This is a genomic window from Gordonia sp. SID5947 (assembly GCF_009862785.1).
Classification (GTDB): Bacteria; Actinomycetota; Actinomycetes; order Mycobacteriales; family Mycobacteriaceae; genus Gordonia.
In genome coordinates, this window is the sequence record NZ_WWHU01000001.1 from 2957289 (window position 1) to 2974753 (window position 17465).

General features: G+C 66.5%; 18 protein-coding genes and 1 pseudogene. 7 read left to right on the forward strand and 12 right to left on the reverse strand.

From position 1 onward, the window contains the following. Positions 1 to 16: 16 nt before the first annotated feature. Together GTV32_RS13640 and GTV32_RS13645 are read right to left on the reverse strand one after the other, a co-directional pair. Positions 17 to 1102 (reverse strand): dihydrodipicolinate reductase, encoded by a 1086-nt coding sequence (locus GTV32_RS13640; RefSeq protein ID WP_161060775.1) that lies wholly within the window; start codon positions 1100 to 1102, stop codon positions 17 to 19. Then, entirely contained in the window at positions 1099 to 2163 is a 1065-nt protein-coding gene (locus GTV32_RS13645) for a Rieske 2Fe-2S domain-containing protein (protein ID WP_161060776.1), read from the reverse strand. The genes GTV32_RS13640 and GTV32_RS13645 overlap by 4 nt, the downstream gene beginning before the upstream one ends. Before the next feature lie 117 nt (positions 2164 to 2280). On the opposite strand from GTV32_RS13645, the pseudogene GTV32_RS13650 reads away from it, so the two are divergent. The 5 genes and pseudogenes from GTV32_RS13650 (at position 2281) to GTV32_RS13670 (ending at position 6546) form a co-directional block, all read left to right on the forward strand. Then, a pseudogene (locus GTV32_RS13650) lies at positions 2281 to 2915 on the forward strand (TetR/AcrR family transcriptional regulator). A gap of 110 nt (positions 2916 to 3025) precedes the next feature. Next, positions 3026 to 3346 (forward strand): putative quinol monooxygenase, encoded by a 321-nt coding sequence (locus GTV32_RS13655; protein WP_161060777.1) that lies wholly within the window; start codon positions 3026 to 3028, stop codon positions 3344 to 3346. A 173-nt stretch (positions 3347 to 3519) separates the two neighbouring features. Beyond that, on the forward strand, positions 3520 to 4713 hold the full coding sequence (locus tag GTV32_RS13660; RefSeq protein ID WP_161060778.1) for a thiolase family protein: 1194 nt from the start codon (positions 3520 to 3522) through the stop codon (positions 4711 to 4713). Continuing rightward, entirely contained in the window at positions 4706 to 5356 is a 651-nt protein-coding gene (locus GTV32_RS13665) for a TetR/AcrR family transcriptional regulator (protein WP_343287323.1), read from the forward strand. Before GTV32_RS13660 ends, GTV32_RS13665 begins: the two co-directional genes overlap by 8 nt. Before the next feature lie 38 nt (positions 5357 to 5394). Continuing rightward, complete coding sequence (locus tag GTV32_RS13670) at positions 5395 to 6546, forward strand: acyl-CoA dehydrogenase family protein (protein WP_161060780.1); 1152 nt, start codon at positions 5395 to 5397, stop codon at positions 6544 to 6546. A gap of 63 nt (positions 6547 to 6609) precedes the next feature. On the opposite strand, the gene GTV32_RS13675 is transcribed toward GTV32_RS13670, so the two are convergent. Genes GTV32_RS13675 through GTV32_RS13690 form a run of 4 tightly spaced genes read right to left on the reverse strand, consistent with a single transcriptional unit; the run spans position 6610 to position 9534 of the window. Then, positions 6610 to 7332: an alpha/beta hydrolase gene (locus GTV32_RS13675; RefSeq protein WP_161062526.1), complete on the reverse strand. Its 723-nt coding sequence runs from the start codon at positions 7330 to 7332 to the stop codon at positions 6610 to 6612. A 23-nt stretch (positions 7333 to 7355) separates the two neighbouring features. Then, positions 7356 to 7868, reverse strand: coding sequence for a nuclear transport factor 2 family protein (locus tag GTV32_RS13680; RefSeq protein ID WP_343287324.1), 513 nt, complete (start codon positions 7866 to 7868; stop codon positions 7356 to 7358). A gap of 11 nt (positions 7869 to 7879) precedes the next feature. After that, the gene (locus tag GTV32_RS13685) at positions 7880 to 8731 is read right to left on the reverse strand and encodes an LLM class F420-dependent oxidoreductase (RefSeq protein ID WP_161060782.1); all 852 of its coding nucleotides are present in this window, start codon (positions 8729 to 8731) and stop codon (positions 7880 to 7882) included. Beyond that, on the reverse strand, positions 8731 to 9534 hold the full coding sequence (locus tag GTV32_RS13690) for an SDR family NAD(P)-dependent oxidoreductase (RefSeq protein WP_161060783.1): 804 nt from the start codon (positions 9532 to 9534) through the stop codon (positions 8731 to 8733). The genes GTV32_RS13685 and GTV32_RS13690 overlap by 1 nt, the downstream gene beginning before the upstream one ends. A gap of 173 nt (positions 9535 to 9707) precedes the next feature. Between GTV32_RS13690 and GTV32_RS13695 the strand changes: the two genes are divergently transcribed. Continuing rightward, the gene (locus tag GTV32_RS13695; RefSeq protein WP_161060784.1) at positions 9708 to 10859 is read left to right on the forward strand and encodes a serine hydrolase domain-containing protein; all 1152 of its coding nucleotides are present in this window, start codon (positions 9708 to 9710) and stop codon (positions 10857 to 10859) included. A 163-nt stretch (positions 10860 to 11022) separates the two neighbouring features. After that, positions 11023 to 12090, forward strand: coding sequence for an alpha/beta fold hydrolase (locus GTV32_RS13700; RefSeq protein ID WP_161060785.1), 1068 nt, complete (start codon positions 11023 to 11025; stop codon positions 12088 to 12090). Between the two features lie 35 nt (positions 12091 to 12125). Here the strand turns inward: GTV32_RS13700 and GTV32_RS13705 are convergent, their stop codons facing one another. The 6 genes from GTV32_RS13705 to GTV32_RS13730 all read right to left on the reverse strand — a co-directional run bounded on the left by GTV32_RS13705 (position 12126) and on the right by GTV32_RS13730 (position 17419). Next, a complete protein-coding gene (locus GTV32_RS13705) occupies positions 12126 to 12914 on the reverse strand; it encodes an IclR family transcriptional regulator (RefSeq protein WP_161062527.1) in 789 nt (262 codons plus the stop codon). A 326-nt stretch (positions 12915 to 13240) separates the two neighbouring features. Next, positions 13241 to 13633, reverse strand: a complete 393-nt coding sequence (gene pcaC, locus GTV32_RS13710; RefSeq protein ID WP_161060786.1) for a 4-carboxymuconolactone decarboxylase — start codon at positions 13631 to 13633, stop codon at positions 13241 to 13243. Further along, entirely contained in the window at positions 13630 to 14862 is a 1233-nt protein-coding gene (locus GTV32_RS13715) for a lyase family protein (protein WP_161060787.1), read from the reverse strand. The genes pcaC and GTV32_RS13715 overlap by 4 nt, the downstream gene beginning before the upstream one ends. Positions 14863 to 14865: 3 nt before the next feature. Then, positions 14866 to 15420: a protocatechuate 3,4-dioxygenase subunit alpha gene (gene pcaG / locus GTV32_RS13720; RefSeq protein WP_161060788.1), complete on the reverse strand. Its 555-nt coding sequence runs from the start codon at positions 15418 to 15420 to the stop codon at positions 14866 to 14868. After that, positions 15417 to 16256: a protocatechuate 3,4-dioxygenase subunit beta gene (gene pcaH / locus GTV32_RS13725; RefSeq protein WP_161060789.1), complete on the reverse strand. Its 840-nt coding sequence runs from the start codon at positions 16254 to 16256 to the stop codon at positions 15417 to 15419. The genes pcaG and pcaH overlap by 4 nt, the downstream gene beginning before the upstream one ends. After that, positions 16241 to 17419 (reverse strand): 4-hydroxybenzoate 3-monooxygenase, encoded by a 1179-nt coding sequence (locus GTV32_RS13730; RefSeq protein WP_161060790.1) that lies wholly within the window; start codon positions 17417 to 17419, stop codon positions 16241 to 16243. Before GTV32_RS13730 ends, pcaH begins: the two co-directional genes overlap by 16 nt. Between the last annotated feature and the right edge of the window lie 46 nt (positions 17420 to 17465).

Sequence of the window (17465 nt, forward strand, 5' to 3'; positions counted from 1 at the left end):
ACGTCGACGGCACGCTTCAGAGCTTGAAACGCCCCGCGAAACCCCGTAACGGCATGTCGGCACTGGTGAGGATGCCGGGCCGCGCCGCCACCACGGATCTGATCGAGTTCAGCGCAGGCAATCCGGTCACCGTCATACCGATCGACGCGAACGACGACGGATCGGACAGGTCCACACCGGCCTTCGGGAAGATCATGTGCTTGCTGTAGATCGAGGGGTCGCCGGTGATCTGGGTGAGGTAGCAGCCCTTGATGTCCCACGACGGGTCCGTGTAGGGCGTCATCTGCCATTCCAGGTGCGACTCGACCCGCGCCACACCGTCGACCATGCCCTGATACTTGATGTAGCTCCCGCCGAGCGAGCCCTGCGGGAGGCTGTACCACCCGAGATCGATGTCCTTGGTGCACGCTCCGAGTTCGTAGGTGAACGTCACCTCGTCGAGTTCGAGGTCGAAGCAATCGGCCATCAGATACACCGAATCAGCGAAGACCTCGGTGTATTTGCGTAGCGAACCGGGGATCGTCGGGTCGTCCACCGGACGGCCGTATCCGACCGCCTTCCAGGTGTCGACCGAATGGTGACATGAGACATCGACCGACTCGGTGACCGTGACGTTCTCGATGTCGGCGACATCCATCGAGCCGACGATCCCCAAGACCTGGCAGGCTCCCGGATTCATGCCGGTCCCGTAGAACGTGGAACCGCCTTTCTGACAGGCCTCTTCGATGATCTCGGTGGTCTTGCGGCCACTCGGATGGGGATGATTGGTGTCACGATGGAAGCCGGTGATCCAGTCCGCCGTGGTCACGATGTCGATGCCGGCCTCGAGCACCTGCACGTAGAGATCCTCGTCGGGAAAGACGCCGTGGAAGGTGAGCACGTCCGGCCGGGCCGCGACGATCTCGGCGACCGTACCCGTCGCCGTCACGCCCACCGGCCCGATCCCGACGATCTCGCCGGCGTCACGACCGATCTTGTCCGCTGTGTAGCAGTGCAATCCGACCAGCTCGAGGTCCGGATGGTTGCTGATCCTGCCGATCATCTCGGTGCCGAGGTTTCCGGTGGCCACCTGGAACACCCGGATCTTGTCGAGAGTACTCATCTGGTCGTGCCTTCCTGTCGTGATGAAGCCGCGAGAACAGCGCCACTCTGTGGCCGTTCGGGATCCGGGCCGCCCGGTCCGCCGCCGGGATAGAATTGTTCGGCCCACTGGCGTAACGCCGTGAAGCCTTGATACTCCTTGCGCGACAACGCAGGCGGGTCCGAGTACCGCTGATGTGACCAGATGTGGATGTCGGCGGCGAACTGCTCGATGACGAAGTCGGCCATCGTCTTGCCGTATGTGGTCATTGCGGCGTCGTCGTCACCGGGCTTGCGTCCGATCCACACCGTGAACCGGATATCCGACGTGTACTCGTCGACCGGCGTCACCGCCGGCATCGTCCGGTTGTCGACCATGCCCCAGCTCTTGGTGACCGAACATCCCAGTCCTGAGTTGATGGATTCGACTCCGCTGGTGGCATTCTCGAGCGTGGCGCCCTCGTCGAAGGCAATGGTGAAATCGACGTAGGACACCGGCCCGGAGAAGTCGTGACGAGTGAACTCCGGCATGAACGGCGTCTTGTGCACGAACTTGAAGTGTGCGAAGTCGACCCCGTTCTCCATCACATACTGCGGATGCATCTCGAGACCCTCGCGCAGCAACGTCGCGTCCGGCACCGGTGGGTAGTAGTCGGCCGCGGTCCGCCCATCGCCGAAGTCCGCGAAGATGTCCGGCACCTCGAAGTACGGCGCGCGGCCGTCCACGTCGTGCCAGATCCAGACCGCCTCGTTCCGCTCGACGACCGGGTAGCTGCGAATACGCCTGCCCTTGTTGGGACGACTCTCATAAGGGATGCACACGTTGCGGCCCTCGCCGTTCCATTCCCATCCATGAAAGGGGCACACGAGGTTCTCGCCCTCGACGTGACCGCCGAAGCCGAGGTGGGCGCCGAGGTGTTCGCAATAGGCGTCGAACACCGACACCACGCCCGACGCCGACCGCCAGGCAACCATCTCCTTGCCGAAGTACTTCATCGTGCGTACTTCTCGTTCGGTGATCTCCGCCGACCACGCGACCTGGAACCAACCCGTCGGCTCCATGGACAAGGGCGGTTTCGCCATGTCGTTCGTCCTCTCCGCACGGCCGTGTTCTGGGTCTTTCGAGATGATAGTGGGTTCTACGAAAGAATGACAGGGGCCTCTACGAAACCTCGCCGACCCGGGCTAGGATCGGCAGGCATGACCACCGGAGCGGGCGTCAGCGGCCGGCGCACCAACCGCCGCGGCCTCGCCACGCGGCAGGCGATACTCGACGCCGCGCTGAGATCGCTGGCGTCGGGTGGCCCCGGCTCCGTGTCCGCGAACCGCATCGCGAAGGACATCGGGGCCACCTGGGGCACCGTCAAGTATCAGTTCGGCGATGTCGACGGCCTCTGGGCGGCGGTGCTGCGGCGGACCGCGGAACGACGCGGTGAGCTCCCCTACCGCGAGAACAACACCGCACCCCTGCCCCAACGCGTGGCAGACATCGTCGAGATGCTGTTCGTCGGTCTCACCACGTCGATCGACTCCCGCGCGATCGAGAACCTCCGGGCGGCGCTGCCCCGCGACCACGCCGAACTCGAACGCCTCTACCCGAACACCGCAGCCGAACTCGCCTCATGGAAGGAGAGCTGGGCGCGGTCCTGCCAGAAGGCGTTCGCGGACCTCGATGTCGATCCCGTGCGCGTGCGCGAGGTCGCCGCGTTCATCCCGGGAGCGCTACGGGCATGGTCTCCGAGGCACAGCTCGGAACATATTCCGACCTCGACGAGGCCCGTCGCGGTCTCACCAACGCCATCGTCGCGTACCTCGAACAAACACGGAAGGACTGAACAACCGCGTCGGACAACAGTTTTGAGGGAAAACCCCATCAGCACCCGCCGATGGCCTAACGTCGGACGGTAATCCTCATCATCGAGATCTACCCAAGGAGCAATCTCCCATGTCGCCAGTGATCGTCGTCGCCACCATCTCTCCCAAGCCCGGCGAGGAGGCCGCCGTCAAGGATGCCGTTCTCGCCGCGATCCCGAAGGTCCACGCCGAGCCCGGGTGCCTGAAGTACTCGCTCAACGAGGCCACCGGCGACTCGACGGACCTGGTGATGATCGAGAAGTGGGAGTCCATGGACGCACTCGCCACCCACGGCGGAGCGCCCGCCCTCACCGAACTCGGCGCAGCCATCGGCAACCTGCTGGCCGGACCTCTGGACGTGAAGACATTCTCGGCGGTGCCGGCCGGAGACGCGGACCGCGGCGCCATCTAGCCCCGGCCAGCGATTGTCTGGCGCAGACAGCACGGTCTCAGCGAGACAGCTGGGTCTCAGCCAAACAGCACAGTCTCAGCCAAACAGCACAGACGGAGCCCGCGGAACTATTGATTCCGTGGGCTCCGCCATGCTAGACACGTAGAACGAGCGTTAGATCGGGAGGAACCCTCATGCCTGAAGCCGTCATCGTCGACGTCGTCCGCCTCGCCTCCGGAAAGGGCAAGCCGGGCGGCGCGCTCTCCGAGACCCAGCCAGTGGAACTGCTCGCCCACGTCTTGCGCACCCTGGTCGAGCGCAACGACATCGACCCTGCACTGGTCGACGACGTGATCGGCGGCTGCGTCGGGCAGGCGGGCGAGCAGGCGTTGAACATCTCCCGCACGGCCCTGTTGTCGGCTGGCTTCCCCGAGTCGGTGCCGGCCACCACCGTCGACCGCCAGTGTGGTTCCAGCCAGCAGGCCGCCCATTTCGCCGCCCAGGGCGTCATCGCGGGCGCCTACGACGTGGTCATCGCGGCAGGCGTGGAGTCGATGAGCCGGGTGCCGATGGGGTTCACCGTCGCAGGGCAGAACCCATACGGCCCCAGCATCGCGGCCCGATACCCCGACGGTCTCGTCGGACAGGGCATCTCCGCCGAACTCGTCGCGGCCAAATGGAAGTTCGACAGGGACACCCTCGACGCCTTCGCCGCCGAGTCGCACACCCGCGCGGCACAGGCGGCGGCCGACGGATTCTTCGACCGGGAGATCATTCCCATCGACGTCGCGAATGCCGACGGAGCGACGAGTACCCACACCGTCGACGAGACCGTTCGCGCCTCCACCACGGCCGAGAAGCTGTCCGGTCTCAAGCCGTCGTTCTACTCGGAGCAGTACGCGCAGCGTTTCCCGGAGATCAACTGGCACATCACACCGGGCAACTCGTCGCCGCTGACCGACGGCGCATCCGCCGCCCTCATCATGAGCGACACGATGGCTTCCAAGCTCGGCCTGACCCCGCGAGCCCGTTTCCATTCGTTCTCCCTCGCGGGTGACGATCCGGTATTCATGCTGACCGCACCCATCCCGGCGACGCGCAAGATCCTCGAACGATCCGGTCTCTCGATCGACGACCTCGACGCGTACGAGGTCAACGAGGCCTTCGCGTCGGTGCCGCTCGCCTGGGCCCACGAGTTCGGCGCGGACCCGGCCAAGCTGAACCCGCGCGGCGGTGCGATCGCTCTCGGACATGCGCTCGGATCGTCGGGCACCCGCCTGCTCAGCACTCTGGTGAATCATCTGGAGGCGACCGGCGGCCGCTACGGTCTGCAGACGATGTGCGAAGGCGCCGGCATGGCGAATGCCACGATCATCGAACGTGTCTGAACCGGCGCCTGCCACCACGGTCGGGGCCACACCGGGGGATTGGCGACAGATCGAGCCGACCCCTCTCCCCGTCACCTTGTCGGCGGCGAAGGACGCCTTTCACGATCGCGGCTTCCATGGCACCTCGATCCGCGACATCGCGGCTCGAGCCGGCGTCTCGCTGCCGACGCTGTACTACCACCACGAGAACAAGCAGGGCATCCTGGTCGCGCTTCTCGAGGCGGGTATGAACTCGGTGCTGGGCCGCGTCCGCGCGGCGATCGCCGACGCCACCACGCCGACCGAGCAGCTGTCGAACGCGATCGAGGCGATCGTGTTGCACATGACGGCGGACCTCGAATTGGCCAGTGTCGCTCGCGAACTCCGATATCTGGATCATGACAATCCACACCGTCAGCATTATGTGGGGATGCGTACGGAGGTGGAGGATCTCCTCGACGACATCCTGCGACGTGGCATCGCTTCGTGCGACTTCCACGTCGACGGAGACGCCCGCGAGTTGCTCCGCTACCTGCTCGGCGCATGCCAGGAGGTGACCACCTGGTACCACCCCTCCGGTGCCCGCTCGCCCGCCCAGGTGGCGGCCTCCTACGCCGCGACCTCGCTGCGCGCCGTCGGCGCCGGCCCGACCACCAACGTCTGACCATCACCCGAACGACACCGAGGAGTTGAGGTAATACCATGAAACGCACCGCCTTCGAGCCCGAGCACGAGCAACTGCGAGAGACCGCGCGCGAGTTCATCGCCCGCGAATGCGCCCCGAACGTCGAGAAGTGGGAGGCCGCCGGTCAGGTCGACCGCGAGTCGTACCTGAAGGCCGGCGAGGCCGGGCTGCTCGGCTTCAACATCCCGGAGGAGTACGGCGGCGGTGGCGTCTCCGACGACTTCCGTTTCAACGCGGTCGTGGTGGAGGAGTTCGCGCGGTTCGGCGCTGCCGCCCCGGGACTGAGCCTGCAGAACGACGTCCTGGTCCCCTACTTCCTCAACCTCGCAAACGAGGAACAGCGCAAGCGGTGGATGCCCGGAATGGCCACCGGTGAGACGATTCTCGCCGTCGCGATGACCGAGCCCGGCGCCGGCAGCGACCTCGCAGGCATCAAGACCTCGGCAAAGCTCGACGGTGATCACTACATCCTCAACGGCAACAAGACGTTCATCTCGGCCGGCATCAACTCCGACCTCGTCGTGGTGGTCTGCCGCACCAATCCGGATCCCGAGGCGGGCCACAAGGCCTTCTCCCTGCTCGTCGTCGAGCGGGGCATGGAGGGATTCGAGCGTGGCCGCAAGCTCGAAAAGATGGGCCTCAAGGCGGCCGACACCGCGGAGCTCCACTTCAACGATGTACGGGTGCCACGGGAGAACCTGCTCGGTGAAGAGAACAAGGGCTTCTACCACCTGATGCACAACCTGCCGTCCGAGCGCCTCTCCATCGCGATCGGAGCGATCTCCGGAGCGCGCGCCGTCCACGAGGAGACCCTGCAGTACGTCAAGGACCGCAAGGCCTTCGGCAAGCCGATCGGCACCTTCCAGCACAACCGGTTCGTGCTCGCCGAGCAGTCCACCGAGCTCGACATCGCCGAGCAGTACCTCGATCGCTGCCTGCGTGCGGTGGTCGACGGCGAGCTCACTGCCGTCGATGCCTCGAAGGCCAAGTGGTGGTGCACCGAACTCGGCAAGAAGGTCATCGACCAGTGCGTGCAGCTGCACGGTGGCTACGGATACATGAACGAGTACCGGGTTGCCCGCGCCTACACCGACTCTCGCATCCAGACGATCTTCGGTGGCACCACCGAGATCATGAAGGACATCATCGGTCGCGATCTGGGCCTGTAGCGACCGAACACCCGGAACTCCGCCCGGCCGGCAGACGAAAGTCGCCGGCCGGGCGGCTCGGTCTCAGGCCAGGTGCCGCACGAAGAACCTGGCCGCATCATCCCCCGCGAAGGGCGGGACGCCGGTGTGCCCACCCATGTTGGCCTGCAGTGTCTTCTCCTGAGAACCGAAGGCATCGAACAGATCCAGTGCGAGTTGCCGGTCGTTTCCTTCGTCGTCCCACTGCAACAGCACGTGCAGCGGAATCGTGACCCGACGCGCTTCGTCGAACATCACGCGGGGCACGAAACTGCCGGCGAACAGGCCGGCCGCCACGATGCGCGGCTCGACCGTCGCCAGACGGACTCCGATCGCGATCAACCCGCCGGAATACCCGACCGGGCCGCCGACGTCGGGCAATGACAGGAGTTCGTCCAGGGCGGCCTGCCATTCCGGTACCGCCTTGTCGACCAGCGGCAGGATCAAGCGGTCGACGATCTCGTCGACCGGTTCGCCGGCCGCCAGCGCCCGCCGCAGATCGCCACGGGCCTCGTCGGCATCGGACGATCGGGGCCGCTCGCCGCTTCCGGGCAGTTCGATGGTGGCCGTGGCGAAGCCGTTCGCCGCGGACTGCCGGGCTCGTCCCAGGAGCCGGGGATACATCTTGTCCAGGCCTCCCGGATGGCCGAGCAGGATCAGCGGAGCAGGCGAGGATGCCGGCGTCCACAGGATGCCGGGGATCTCACCCACGGTGAACTCGCGCTCCAGACAGTCGTCGTCGAGACGCTCTTGGGAGGTGAACTGCATGGCCGGGTCGCCACCGACGGATGTCATCGATCCCCGCCCCGGACTCCGTCGCCCAACAGCAGGTGAGCGCTCTCCTGCCCGTCGAGCACCCGACTCGTCCGGCGGCCGATCTTCCAGCCACCGACGGTCCGATCGAGGGTGAAATGATTGGCGGTCGCGCGGTGAACCACGAAGCCCGCTTCGCGGTGGCGGACCAGCAACGAATGACACACCGCCACAGCGCTGTCGCCGTCGACGCGGACGTGCACCGGCCCGAGGAGATGGGCGCATCCCTCGGCGATGAGACCTTGATGCGGACGCGAGCGCACCATGGTGGCGATGTCCGCGCGCCCCGTCATGGACAGGCCGTCGACGTCATAGGTGCCTTGTTCCTCCCAGAGTCGCGCGACGTTCTCGGCGTCCCCGTCGTCGACCAGCGGACCGTACGACGCGATCAACTGTGCGATCTCCTCTCGATCCTCGAGTCGACGCACACGCGCCTCGAGTGCTGCCAGCCGGTCGTCCACGGCGCTCTCCAACCTGTCGCTCGAATCCACGTACGGACAGCTCATCTCGTACCGAACAGCTCGGCTGTCGCTGCGAGCTGATCGAGGTAATGATCGGCCGACGATGCCGAGATCGTGACGTCCACGATCGTCGCACCCGCCTCGGCGGTTCGTCCGACGGCGTCGCGAGTTGCCTCCGGGTCGGCCGTCGGGTCGATCGTGCCCGCCGCCAGCACCACGTCGAAACCATCCGGCAAGTCGACTTCGCCGAGCATCTCACACAAGCGCCGGCGGCCGAGTCCGAACGGCACCCAACCGTCGGCGAGTTCCATCGCACGTCGCAACGACCGAACGGTTCGTCCGCCGACCCATATCGGTACCCGCGGCGCAGAGGCCGCCGGCCGGACCACGACGTCCGCGAAATCGTAGTGTGGGCCATGGTATTCCGGCCGCTCCGACGACAAGGCGACCCGCAGTGCGCGTAATGCGTCGTCGGCGCGGGCCCCCCGGTCGCCGAATGACGCACCGAGCAACTCGAATTCCTGCTCGAGCGAGCCGACCCCGACGCCCAGGACGAGCCGCCCGCCACTGATCGCGTCCAGGGTCCCGTACCGCTTGGCGATCTCCAACGGATGGTGGTATCCCAGCACCAGTACCTGCGTCGCCATCCGGATCCGTTCGGTCCTGGCGGCCAGAAAGCCGAAGGTGGCCAGTGGGTCCCAGTATGTACCACCGCGTTCGTCGGCCACCGTGACCGGAACTGCCACGTGCTCGCTGCACGTGAGGTGATCGAATCCGAGGCGGTCTGCCGTGGCGGCGATCCTCGCGAGATCGCCGATGCCTGCGTCGGCCTCCCACTGCGCGTGGGCACCCGGGAACTGCGTGACGATGGGACTGTTGATGCCGAGCCGCATCAGCGTCCGGACCGATCGCGCGGGAGCATCCGCCGCATCGCCTCGTCGGCACCCGACACCAGGGCGGCGCGATCCATCCCGTTGCGCGCCTCCACACCTCGCGCATTGCCGCCGGCGATCCACACCGGACCGTCGGTCAGATGCGCCAGCCCCTCGGCGGCGACGTCGTCGGGTTCGGCCACCCGCATGCCCGGGATGTCGAAGTTCAGTCCGGCACGTTCCATCGCCGGCGTGCGGGTCACGCCGAGCACCAGCTCCAGGACGTCGACCCCGTGGTCGCGGAGTTCCAGCCACAGCGATTCGGCAAAGATCCGCCCGAATGCCTTCACGCCGCCGTAGATGCTCTGCTCACGTGAGCCGAGATAGCCGCTCATCGATCCCACCAGGATGATGCCGCCGCGCCCGGCACTCCGCATCCGCAGGCCGAACCGATGCACCAGAGCCAACTGGCTGGTGATGTTGAGCTCCAGAACCGTACGGAAGCCGTCGAGCTCGCCGTCGAGAAAGCTCCGGCCGTAGCTGTTGGCACCCGCGTTGTAGATCAGCAACCCGACGTCGATGTCGTCTGTGGCCGAACCGATCTGCTCGATCGACGACGGATCGGTCAGATCGAGCGCGAGGGTGCGGACCTCGACTCCGCGCCTCCGCATCTGTGTCGCGGTGTCCTCGAGCGGCCCGGCCTTGCGCGCGATGAGGACGAGGTTGACGCCGGCATCGGCGAGCAGGCGCGCGAATCCCGCACCGACTCCCTCGGACCCACCGGCGATCACGGCCCACGGCCCATAGCGGTCCACGTCGATCATCAGCGCCCTCCTCGTGCCCGGCTACCGGACCACCAAACAAATGCTTGGTCGGGACGTTACCGGACCTGTTCCCGCCGGGCGCCCGGTCTCGTCATCTGCCACCGCGGACCCGACCCCCGGATCTACAGTCAGCGCAGGTGTGCGGACCCGTCAGCACCGGAGAGGAGGCCACCATGGCCGATACCGTCGAGATCCACGGCCACACCGATGCACGATTCGAACGGGTCCGCGACGAGCTCGCGGCCCAGTTCGCCGCCGGGGAGGAAGTCGGGGCCGCCATCGCGGTCGACATCGACGGCGACGTCGTCGTCGACCTCTGGGGTGGTCACCGCGATGCCGCCCAGAGTCTGCCGTGGGAGCGCGACACGATCGTGAACGTGTGGTCGACCACCAAGGAGATCACCGCCCTCTCGATCCTCGTGTTGGTGGAGCGCGGTCTGGTCGACCTGCACGCCCCGGTCGCCACCTATTGGCCGGAGTTCGCCCAGAACGGCAAGGAGTCCATCGAGGTTCGCCACCTCATGGCGCACACCTCGGGTGTCTCGGGGTGGGAGACCCCCTTCGCCGTCACCGACATGTACGACTGGGACACGGCGGTCGACCACCTCGCCCGGCAGGCACCATGGTGGGAACCCGGAACGGCATCGGGCTATCACGCACAGAACTACGGTCACCTCCTCGGCGAGATCGTGCGACGGGTGACCGGCAGACATCTCAAGCAGTTCGTGGCCGACGAGATCGCCGGGCCACTCGGGGCAGACCTCCAGATCGGCGCGAGCGCCGCCGACGACGACCGGATCGCCGAGATCATCCCCCCGCCCCCGCTGGCGATCGATTTCGCGTCCTTGCCCACCGATTCGCCGATGTTCAAGACGTTCACCGGTCCCGCTGCCCAGGCGAGCGCAGCGAACACCATCCCGTGGCGCCGCGCGGACATGGGCGCCCTCAACGGTCACACCAACGCGCGCGCCCTGGTACGCGTGATGTCGGCGATATCGCGCGGCGGTGCGGTTGACGGGCCACATCTGCTGTCGGACAAGACCATCGACCACATCTTCGACGAACAGGCACGTGGCCCAGATCTCGTCCTCGGTGTCCCGCTGCGGTGGGGAATCGGTTTCGGGTTGCCGGAGCCCGCGACGTTGCCCTACCTCCCCGACGATCGGATCTGCTTCTGGGGCGGTTGGGGCGGTTCGATGACGATGATGTTCCCTCTCCAGCGGATGACGGTCTCGTACGTGATGAACAAGATGGCACCGGGCATCATCGGGTCGGATCGGTCGGAGGCCTACACGCGGGCGATCCTCGCGGCCGCCGGTGAATGATCTCGCATCGCCGCCGGGACCAGGGCCGTGAGATCAGTAGCGTGAGATCAGGGCCGCGAGCCCGGACAGAAACGCCGTTCCCGACCTCCATGAGTGTGCCGACGGTCACGCTGCGAACCCGTCGTACCATCGCACGACGTGACCACTCGGAGGATATTCGCACATGTTTGACGGCGTCCGCACTCTGTACCGGCTGACCCGCGGCGAGCGGGTGGTCGACGACCGACCGACACCGCACACTCTCCTCACCGACGGACCGCATCGTCGGCTCGTGCGATACGGGTCCGACGCGGACCTCGCCGCAGCTCGATCGGCCGGCCGCACACCGGTGCTTCTCGTGCCGCCGTTGGCCGTCCCGGCCCGCTGTTACGATCTGGCGCCGGACATGTCGTCGGTGGCCTTCCTGTTGTCGACCGGACGCATCCCCTACGTCGTCGATTTCGGCGAGATGGGCTATGCCGACCGACATCTCGGCTTCGCGGATTTCTTCGACGACATCGTTCCCGAGACCATCGCGCACGTGATCGCCGACTTCGCGGCAGGGGCCGGTCAGATCGATCTGGCGGCCTGGAGCCTCGGTGGGACAGTCGCATTCCTGACCGCCGGGGCTCACCCCGAGTTGCCGGTGCGATCGATCACCGCCATCGGCACTCCGCTGAATTACTCTCTGGTGCAGCCCTATCCGCTGGTGAAGCGCATCGTCCGGCCGATCGGACCGTCACCCGTCACCTACGCGCTGAAGGCGATGGGCGGTATCCCGGCCCCGCTGGTACGCGTTGCCTATCGGGCGACCGCATGGGAACGGGAGATCAAGAAGCCCGGCTACATCCTGCGCAACGCCGACAACACCGAGGCCTTGGCCCGGATGCAGGTGATCGACTGGTTCCAGGAGGCACTGCCCGGCTATCCGGGGAAGCTCGCCGAACAGATGTGGGAGAATCTGGTCTATAGAGATGAAATCGCCTGTGGCGTGCTTGATTTCGTCGACAGACAGGTGGACCTCACCTCCGTGCGAGTGCCGATCCAGTTGTTCGGCAGCCATCGCGACGCAATCGTCAGCTGGGCCGCCGCGCGGCACGGCGTGGAGATCTTCGCCGATTCACCGGAGGTCCACTTCACCACTGTCGAGACCAGCCACCTCGGGCTGATCGCGGGCAGCGATGCCGCCGCGCACACCTGGCCGCGGATCGAGAAGTTCCTCGGCACCCTCGACGGCAGAGACGAGGCGTAGACCCACCTTCAGCCCGCCCGCTCAGCCCGCCGTGCTCACGTGCGGCCGTCGACGGGTCCTGTCCCGGTCGGCACCACCCCGTACAGCGTGCGTCCCACACCTTGGGCCGCCACCTGGGCCGCGGCCACCAGAGAGGCCCGATTGCGCCCCAGCGACGGGACCACCACACCGAGGGCGGCCACCACCTCGTCACCGTTGCGCACCGGGACCGCGATCGAACACGCGCCGAGGGTCATCTCCTCGGTGGTGGTCGCATACCCCTGCTGCCGTATCTGCCGAAGTTGCCGGTCGAGCACGCCCGGCGCGACGATGGTGTGGCGGGTCATCGGCCGCAGGTCGGCCATCGCGGCTCGGCGGATGTCGTCGGGAGCATGCGCGAGCAGCACCTTCCCGACACCGGTCGAATGCAGCGGCAGGCGGCTGCCGACACGACTGACGACCGGGACCGATGCGCGTCCCGACAGCCGATCGAGATACAACACCTGGATCCCGTCGCGGACCGCGAGATGGACCGTCGCGAAGGTTGCGGCATACAGGTCCTGCAGGAACGGCGCCGCGACCTCACGGATGCCGGATTGGATCGGCGCGAGCAGACCAAGGTCCCACAGCCGTCGGCCGACGACGAAGCGGCTGTCGGCTCGGCGGGTGAGGGCTCCCCAGGTCTCCAGTTCCCGGACCAGTCGGTGCACCGTCGGCAACGGCAGCTGTGCCCGATCGGCGATCTCGGTGAGCGTGAGGGCGCGGTGGGATCGGTCGAATGCCCCCAGCACGGCGAGCAGGCGTGCCGCGACCGACTGCCCCGGAGTGCCCGTGTTGCCGGCCATCACCATCACCCGATCTTCCACCACCCGATCTTCCACCACCCGATCTTCCACTCAGTGGAACCGAGTGTAACTACCGGCCGACGCACACGTGTCGACCGACGACATGCGTCGATCGATCTTGTCGATGGGGTGTCGTGGATTGGCGTCAGCGAAATCGTTGATGTGTGATGCCGGACCGGCCCGCGGGGCCGGTCACCTTTCAGACCAACGACCTGATCGGATCGATGGCCTCGACGCAACGTGGGCGCGCCTGTCTCGCCAACGGCCGCACCGGAACGAGAACGCAATCAGACGACGCACAGAGGCCGAGCACGACTGACGCGGCGTCATTCCGCCGCGTCAGTCTCCGCTGTATCGATTTCCGCGAACACACCATTGGCAATGCGGAACGCGGTATTCGCATCCGGCACACCGCAATAGATCGCCGACTGCAACAGGACCTCTTTGATCTCGTCGCGGGTGAGGCCGTTGCGCAGCGCGGCCCGCAGGTGCATGGCCAGTTCCTCGTGGTGGCCCCGGGCGATCAGAGCGGTCAGCGTGATCATCGAGCGGCTGCGACGGTCCAGTCCCGGGCGGGTCCAGATGCTGCCCCACGCGTACTCGGTGATCAGTTCCTGGAAGTCACGGGTGAGGTCGGTGATCGCGTCGGTGGCCCGGTCCACGTGCACGTCGCCGAGCACCTCGCGTCGCACTGCCATACCGTCGTCGTATCGACTCATCTGCCTTCTCCTGTCGGTGACGCGGTACGCGCGCGTTCGAGTTGTGTATCGATGAAGTGGCTTGCGGCGCCCATATAGTCATCACCGGGCGGATGTCCGGCGACGTTCGCCATGGATGACTGCTCGGAGGTGACGGCGTCACCGGCATCCGCCAGATCTGCGGCCATCCGATCGTCGTGCACGCGGAGTTCGGCGAGCAGCCGGGTGGTCTGCCGGGCCGCGACGAGCGTCCGGCGCACCAGGGATCGCAGCGTGTCCCACTCGACGTGCCACGCCCCCGATGTTCGTTCCTCCAGCGCGTCCGCCGCAGCCAGGTGCAGTGTGGACCCCAGAGCGGGGGCGGCGAGCGCCGCACGGCGTATCAGCACGGACAACACCGGATTGGCTTTGTGCGGCATCGTCGACGACGAGCCGCCCGCACCTTCGGACAGCTCGCCGATCTCCGGACGCGACAACGTCATCACGTCGTTGGCGATATGGCCCCAGGCGTCGGTGCAGCCGACGGCGGCGTCACCGATGCGGGTGATCGCCGTGCGAACCGAGTGCCATGGGGTGGTTGCCGTCAACCCGAGTTCCGCTGCGGCGGCAGACGCCGTGTCGGTCGCGATGCGGCCGGCGTCCGCCCCGACTCCGGCGAGTTCGACGACCGCCGCAGAGGTACCGGCCGCGCCGCCGATCTGAGCAGGATAGGTCAGTCCGGAGAGTAGGTCCCGGGAGTCGAGGACGCCCCGCAACCACATCGCGGCTTTGAGCCCGAACGTCATCGGGACCGCGTGCTGGGTGAGCGTGCGCGCGACCATGCGAGTGTCACGATGATCGGCGATCTCTTCGACCAGCACCTCGATCTGACGATCGATCTCGGTCCCGATCTCCACGAAAGCATCAGCGACGCAGAGCATCAGCGCCGTGTCGACGACGTCTTGACTGGTCAGACCGCGGTGTAGCCAGGTGGCCGCGGGCGAGGCGCCGAAGCGATCGCGCAGCCTCCGGATCAGCGGGATCACCGGGTTGCCACCCGACTCCGCTTCCACAGCGATCTGCTCGATGTCATCATCGGTGATCAGGTCACGCAAGGCGCCGACGGCCACCTCGGCATCCGGCGGTGCGATACCGGACTTCACCAGGGCGGTCGACCACGCCGACTCGACCTGCAGCATGGCATCGAGAATCGCTGCGTCGGTGAGGATCTCACCGGCATGGTGATCGCCTGGCCAGAGCAGATCCGCCACCGCTCATCGACCGCCGTGGGCGAGGAACACGGTCTCGTCCTCGCCCTGCAGGTGGATGTCGAATCGATACTCGCCGTCTTCCGCCGTGGCGATCAGGGTCGACCGCCGAGTATCTGGCACCGAGTTGAGCAGCGCGTCCGACGCCAGAGTGCGTGCACTGCCGGGTAGATACGCGCGGGTGAACAGACGGTCGAGCAGCCCGCGGGCGAAGACGCAGATCGCGAAGAACGGCGCGGCACCCTCGCCGGTCGGCCCGGGGGCCACCGTCGCAAAGGAGTAGTGCCCGGTCCGGTCGGTCTGGACGCGACCGAAGCCCGTGAAGGTGAAGCCGTCCCGTCGCATCGACCCGGTCTCCCGGCTCACCACACCCGCGCCGTCGGCCTGCCAGATCTCGATCAGGGCATCGGGCACGGGATCGCCTGCGCCATCGAACACCGTGCCGTGCAGACGAATCCGATCCGGGTGACCGGCAGGCACGAGTTCGGCGCCTCCCTCGAACGGCAGCGCGTAGTGAAAGAACGGGCCGACGGTCTGGCCTGGTGTGGGTGCGAGCGTCACTGCTCCTCCTCCATCGGGGTCGCGCGGCTGCCGGTGAGCACGATGTCCCAACGGTATCCGGTGGACCACTCGTGCTGGGTCAGATCGTGGTCGTAAGCCGCGACGAGACGGTCGCGGGCCTGCTGATCGACGATCGCCTGATAGATCGGGTCGAAGGCGAAGAGCGGGTCACCCGGAAAGTACATCTGGGTGACCAGTCGCTGGGTGAACGCGGTGCCGAAGACCGAGAAATGGATGTGCGCCGGACGCCAGGCATTGTGGTGGTTCTTCCACGGGTAGGGACCCGGCTTGATGGTGGTGAACCGGTACCAGCCGTCGTCATCGGTGAGGCAGCGGCCCACGCCGGTGAAATTGGGGTCGATCGGAGCGGGATGCTGGTCGCGCTTGTGGATGTACCGGCCGGCCGCGTTCGCCTGCCAGATCTCGACGAGCTGACGCCGGATCGGTTGCCCGTTCCCGTCGAGCACTCGCCCGGTCACCACCAGGCGCTCGCCGATCGGATCGCCCGTGTGCGCGATGGTCAGGTCGGCCTCCAACGGGTCCACATCCCGGTGACCGAAGGCCGGCGACCAGAGTTCGACGCCCTCCGGGTCGGAGTGGTGGAAACTCTTGGTGGGGTGGCGCAGCAAACTCGACCGATAGGGCGCATAGTCCAGCCGTGTCGCGGTCTCCGGTCGCGCGCCGTCCGACAGCGACCCCGCGTAATCCCCACCGATCCGCGCGATCTCATCGCTGATCTGCTGTTGCGTACCCTGCGCGACATCCGAGGAGACCTGGCCGTGCTCGTCGAACACCTCCGACTCATCGTCGGCGCCGGTGATCAATGGTGTGGCCATCCTGTGTACCCTTCTGCGAGATAGGTGGACCCGGCCTCCGAGGAGACCAGGGACTGCAGCTCTCCGAGTTGCCGTTGTTCGTCGAAATCCGAAGCGTCCGAGGCGTTGTGGAGCATCGTGGTCATCCAGTACGAGAAGTGCTGGGCCTTCCAGACGCGCGACAATGCCCGGTCGGTGTAGTTGTCGAGGGCATCGTCGTCGCCCTTGCGCACGGCGCGTTCGATCTGCTCGGCCAGCACCCGGACGTCGGACAGGGCGAGATTGAGCCCCTTGGCACCGGTCGGCGGTACCGTGTGTGCGGCGTCGCCGGCCAGCAGAAGCTGCCCGTGCCGCATCGGCGACTGGACAAAGCTGCGGAACGGCAAGACCGTCCGCTCGATGACCGGTCCATCCTTCAGCCGGAACCCGTCCGACCCGGCCAGCCGGCTGTGCAGCTGATCCCAGATCCGATCATCGGACCACTCGTTCGGGTCCTCGGTGGGATCACACTGGAAGTACATCCGCTGCACGGTGTCGGTTCGTTGACTGATCAACGCGAATCCCTGGGCCGATCGTGTGTAGATGAGTTCCGGGGCGCTCGGCGGCGCCTCCACCATCACCCCGAACCATGCGAAGGGATACTCGCGGTAGTACTGATGGGCGCCGGCGACGAGTTGCCGACAGACGCTCCGCGACCCGTCCGCACCGACCACGAGGTCCGCGGAGATCTCGTGCCGTGTGCCGTCGGCATCCGTGTAGGAAACCGTCGGCGAGTCGAGAATGCCGGTCACCTCCGTGCCGGTGATGCCGTAACGCATGTCGCCGCCGTCTCGCGTGCGCGCACGATGCAGGTCGACGAACACCTGGGTCTGGGGGTAAAGCCAGCACGACGCACCGGTCAGTTTCTGGAAATCGATACGGTGACTGACCCCGCCGAACCGCAGCGAGATCCCCTCGTGCTCGTGGCCGTCGGTGAGGACACGGTCGGAGACACCGGAATCGACGAGCAGTCGAACACTGTCGCGCTCGAGGATACCGGCGCGGTGCGTCGTCTCGATCTGCTCGACCGTACGATTGTCGACCACCACGCTGTCGATCCCGGCGACGTGCAACAGGTGCGACAGCATCAACCCGGCCGGGCCGCCACCGACGATGGCCACCTGAGTCGTGGTCGCTGTACTCATGTCTTCTCCGCTCGTGTGATCTGCCGCGATGCACAGAACGGTATGA

Excerpts from the sequence above, each read along its gene's own strand:
- GTV32_RS13640 (WP_161060775.1), bottom strand. The coding sequence starts at position 1,102 with ATGAGTACTCTCGACAAGATCCGGGTGTTCCAGGTGGCCACCGGAAAC.
- GTV32_RS13645 (WP_161060776.1), bottom strand. The coding sequence starts at position 2,163 with ATGGCGAAACCGCCCTTGTCCATGGAGCCGACGGGTTGGTTCCAGGTC.
- GTV32_RS13655 (WP_161060777.1), top strand. The coding sequence starts at position 3,026 with ATGTCGCCAGTGATCGTCGTCGCCACCATCTCTCCCAAGCCCGGCGAG.
- GTV32_RS13660 (WP_161060778.1), top strand. The coding sequence starts at position 3,520 with ATGCCTGAAGCCGTCATCGTCGACGTCGTCCGCCTCGCCTCCGGAAAG.
- GTV32_RS13670 (WP_161060780.1), top strand. The coding sequence starts at position 5,395 with ATGAAACGCACCGCCTTCGAGCCCGAGCACGAGCAACTGCGAGAGACC.
- GTV32_RS13675 (WP_161062526.1), bottom strand. The coding sequence starts at position 7,332 with ATGCAGTTCACCTCCCAAGAGCGTCTCGACGACGACTGTCTGGAGCGC.
- GTV32_RS13685 (WP_161060782.1), bottom strand. The coding sequence starts at position 8,731 with ATGCGGCTCGGCATCAACAGTCCCATCGTCACGCAGTTCCCGGGTGCC.
- GTV32_RS13690 (WP_161060783.1), bottom strand. The coding sequence starts at position 9,534 with ATGATCGACGTGGACCGCTATGGGCCGTGGGCCGTGATCGCCGGTGGG.
- GTV32_RS13695 (WP_161060784.1), top strand. The coding sequence starts at position 9,708 with ATGGCCGATACCGTCGAGATCCACGGCCACACCGATGCACGATTCGAA.
- GTV32_RS13700 (WP_161060785.1), top strand. The coding sequence starts at position 11,023 with ATGTTTGACGGCGTCCGCACTCTGTACCGGCTGACCCGCGGCGAGCGG.
- GTV32_RS13705 (WP_161062527.1), bottom strand. The coding sequence starts at position 12,914 with ATGGCCGGCAACACGGGCACTCCGGGGCAGTCGGTCGCGGCACGCCTG.
- pcaC (WP_161060786.1), bottom strand. The coding sequence starts at position 13,633 with ATGAGTCGATACGACGACGGTATGGCAGTGCGACGCGAGGTGCTCGGC.
- pcaH (WP_161060789.1), bottom strand. The coding sequence starts at position 16,256 with ATGGCCACACCATTGATCACCGGCGCCGACGATGAGTCGGAGGTGTTC.
- GTV32_RS13730 (WP_161060790.1), bottom strand. The coding sequence starts at position 17,419 with ATGAGTACAGCGACCACGACTCAGGTGGCCATCGTCGGTGGCGGCCCG.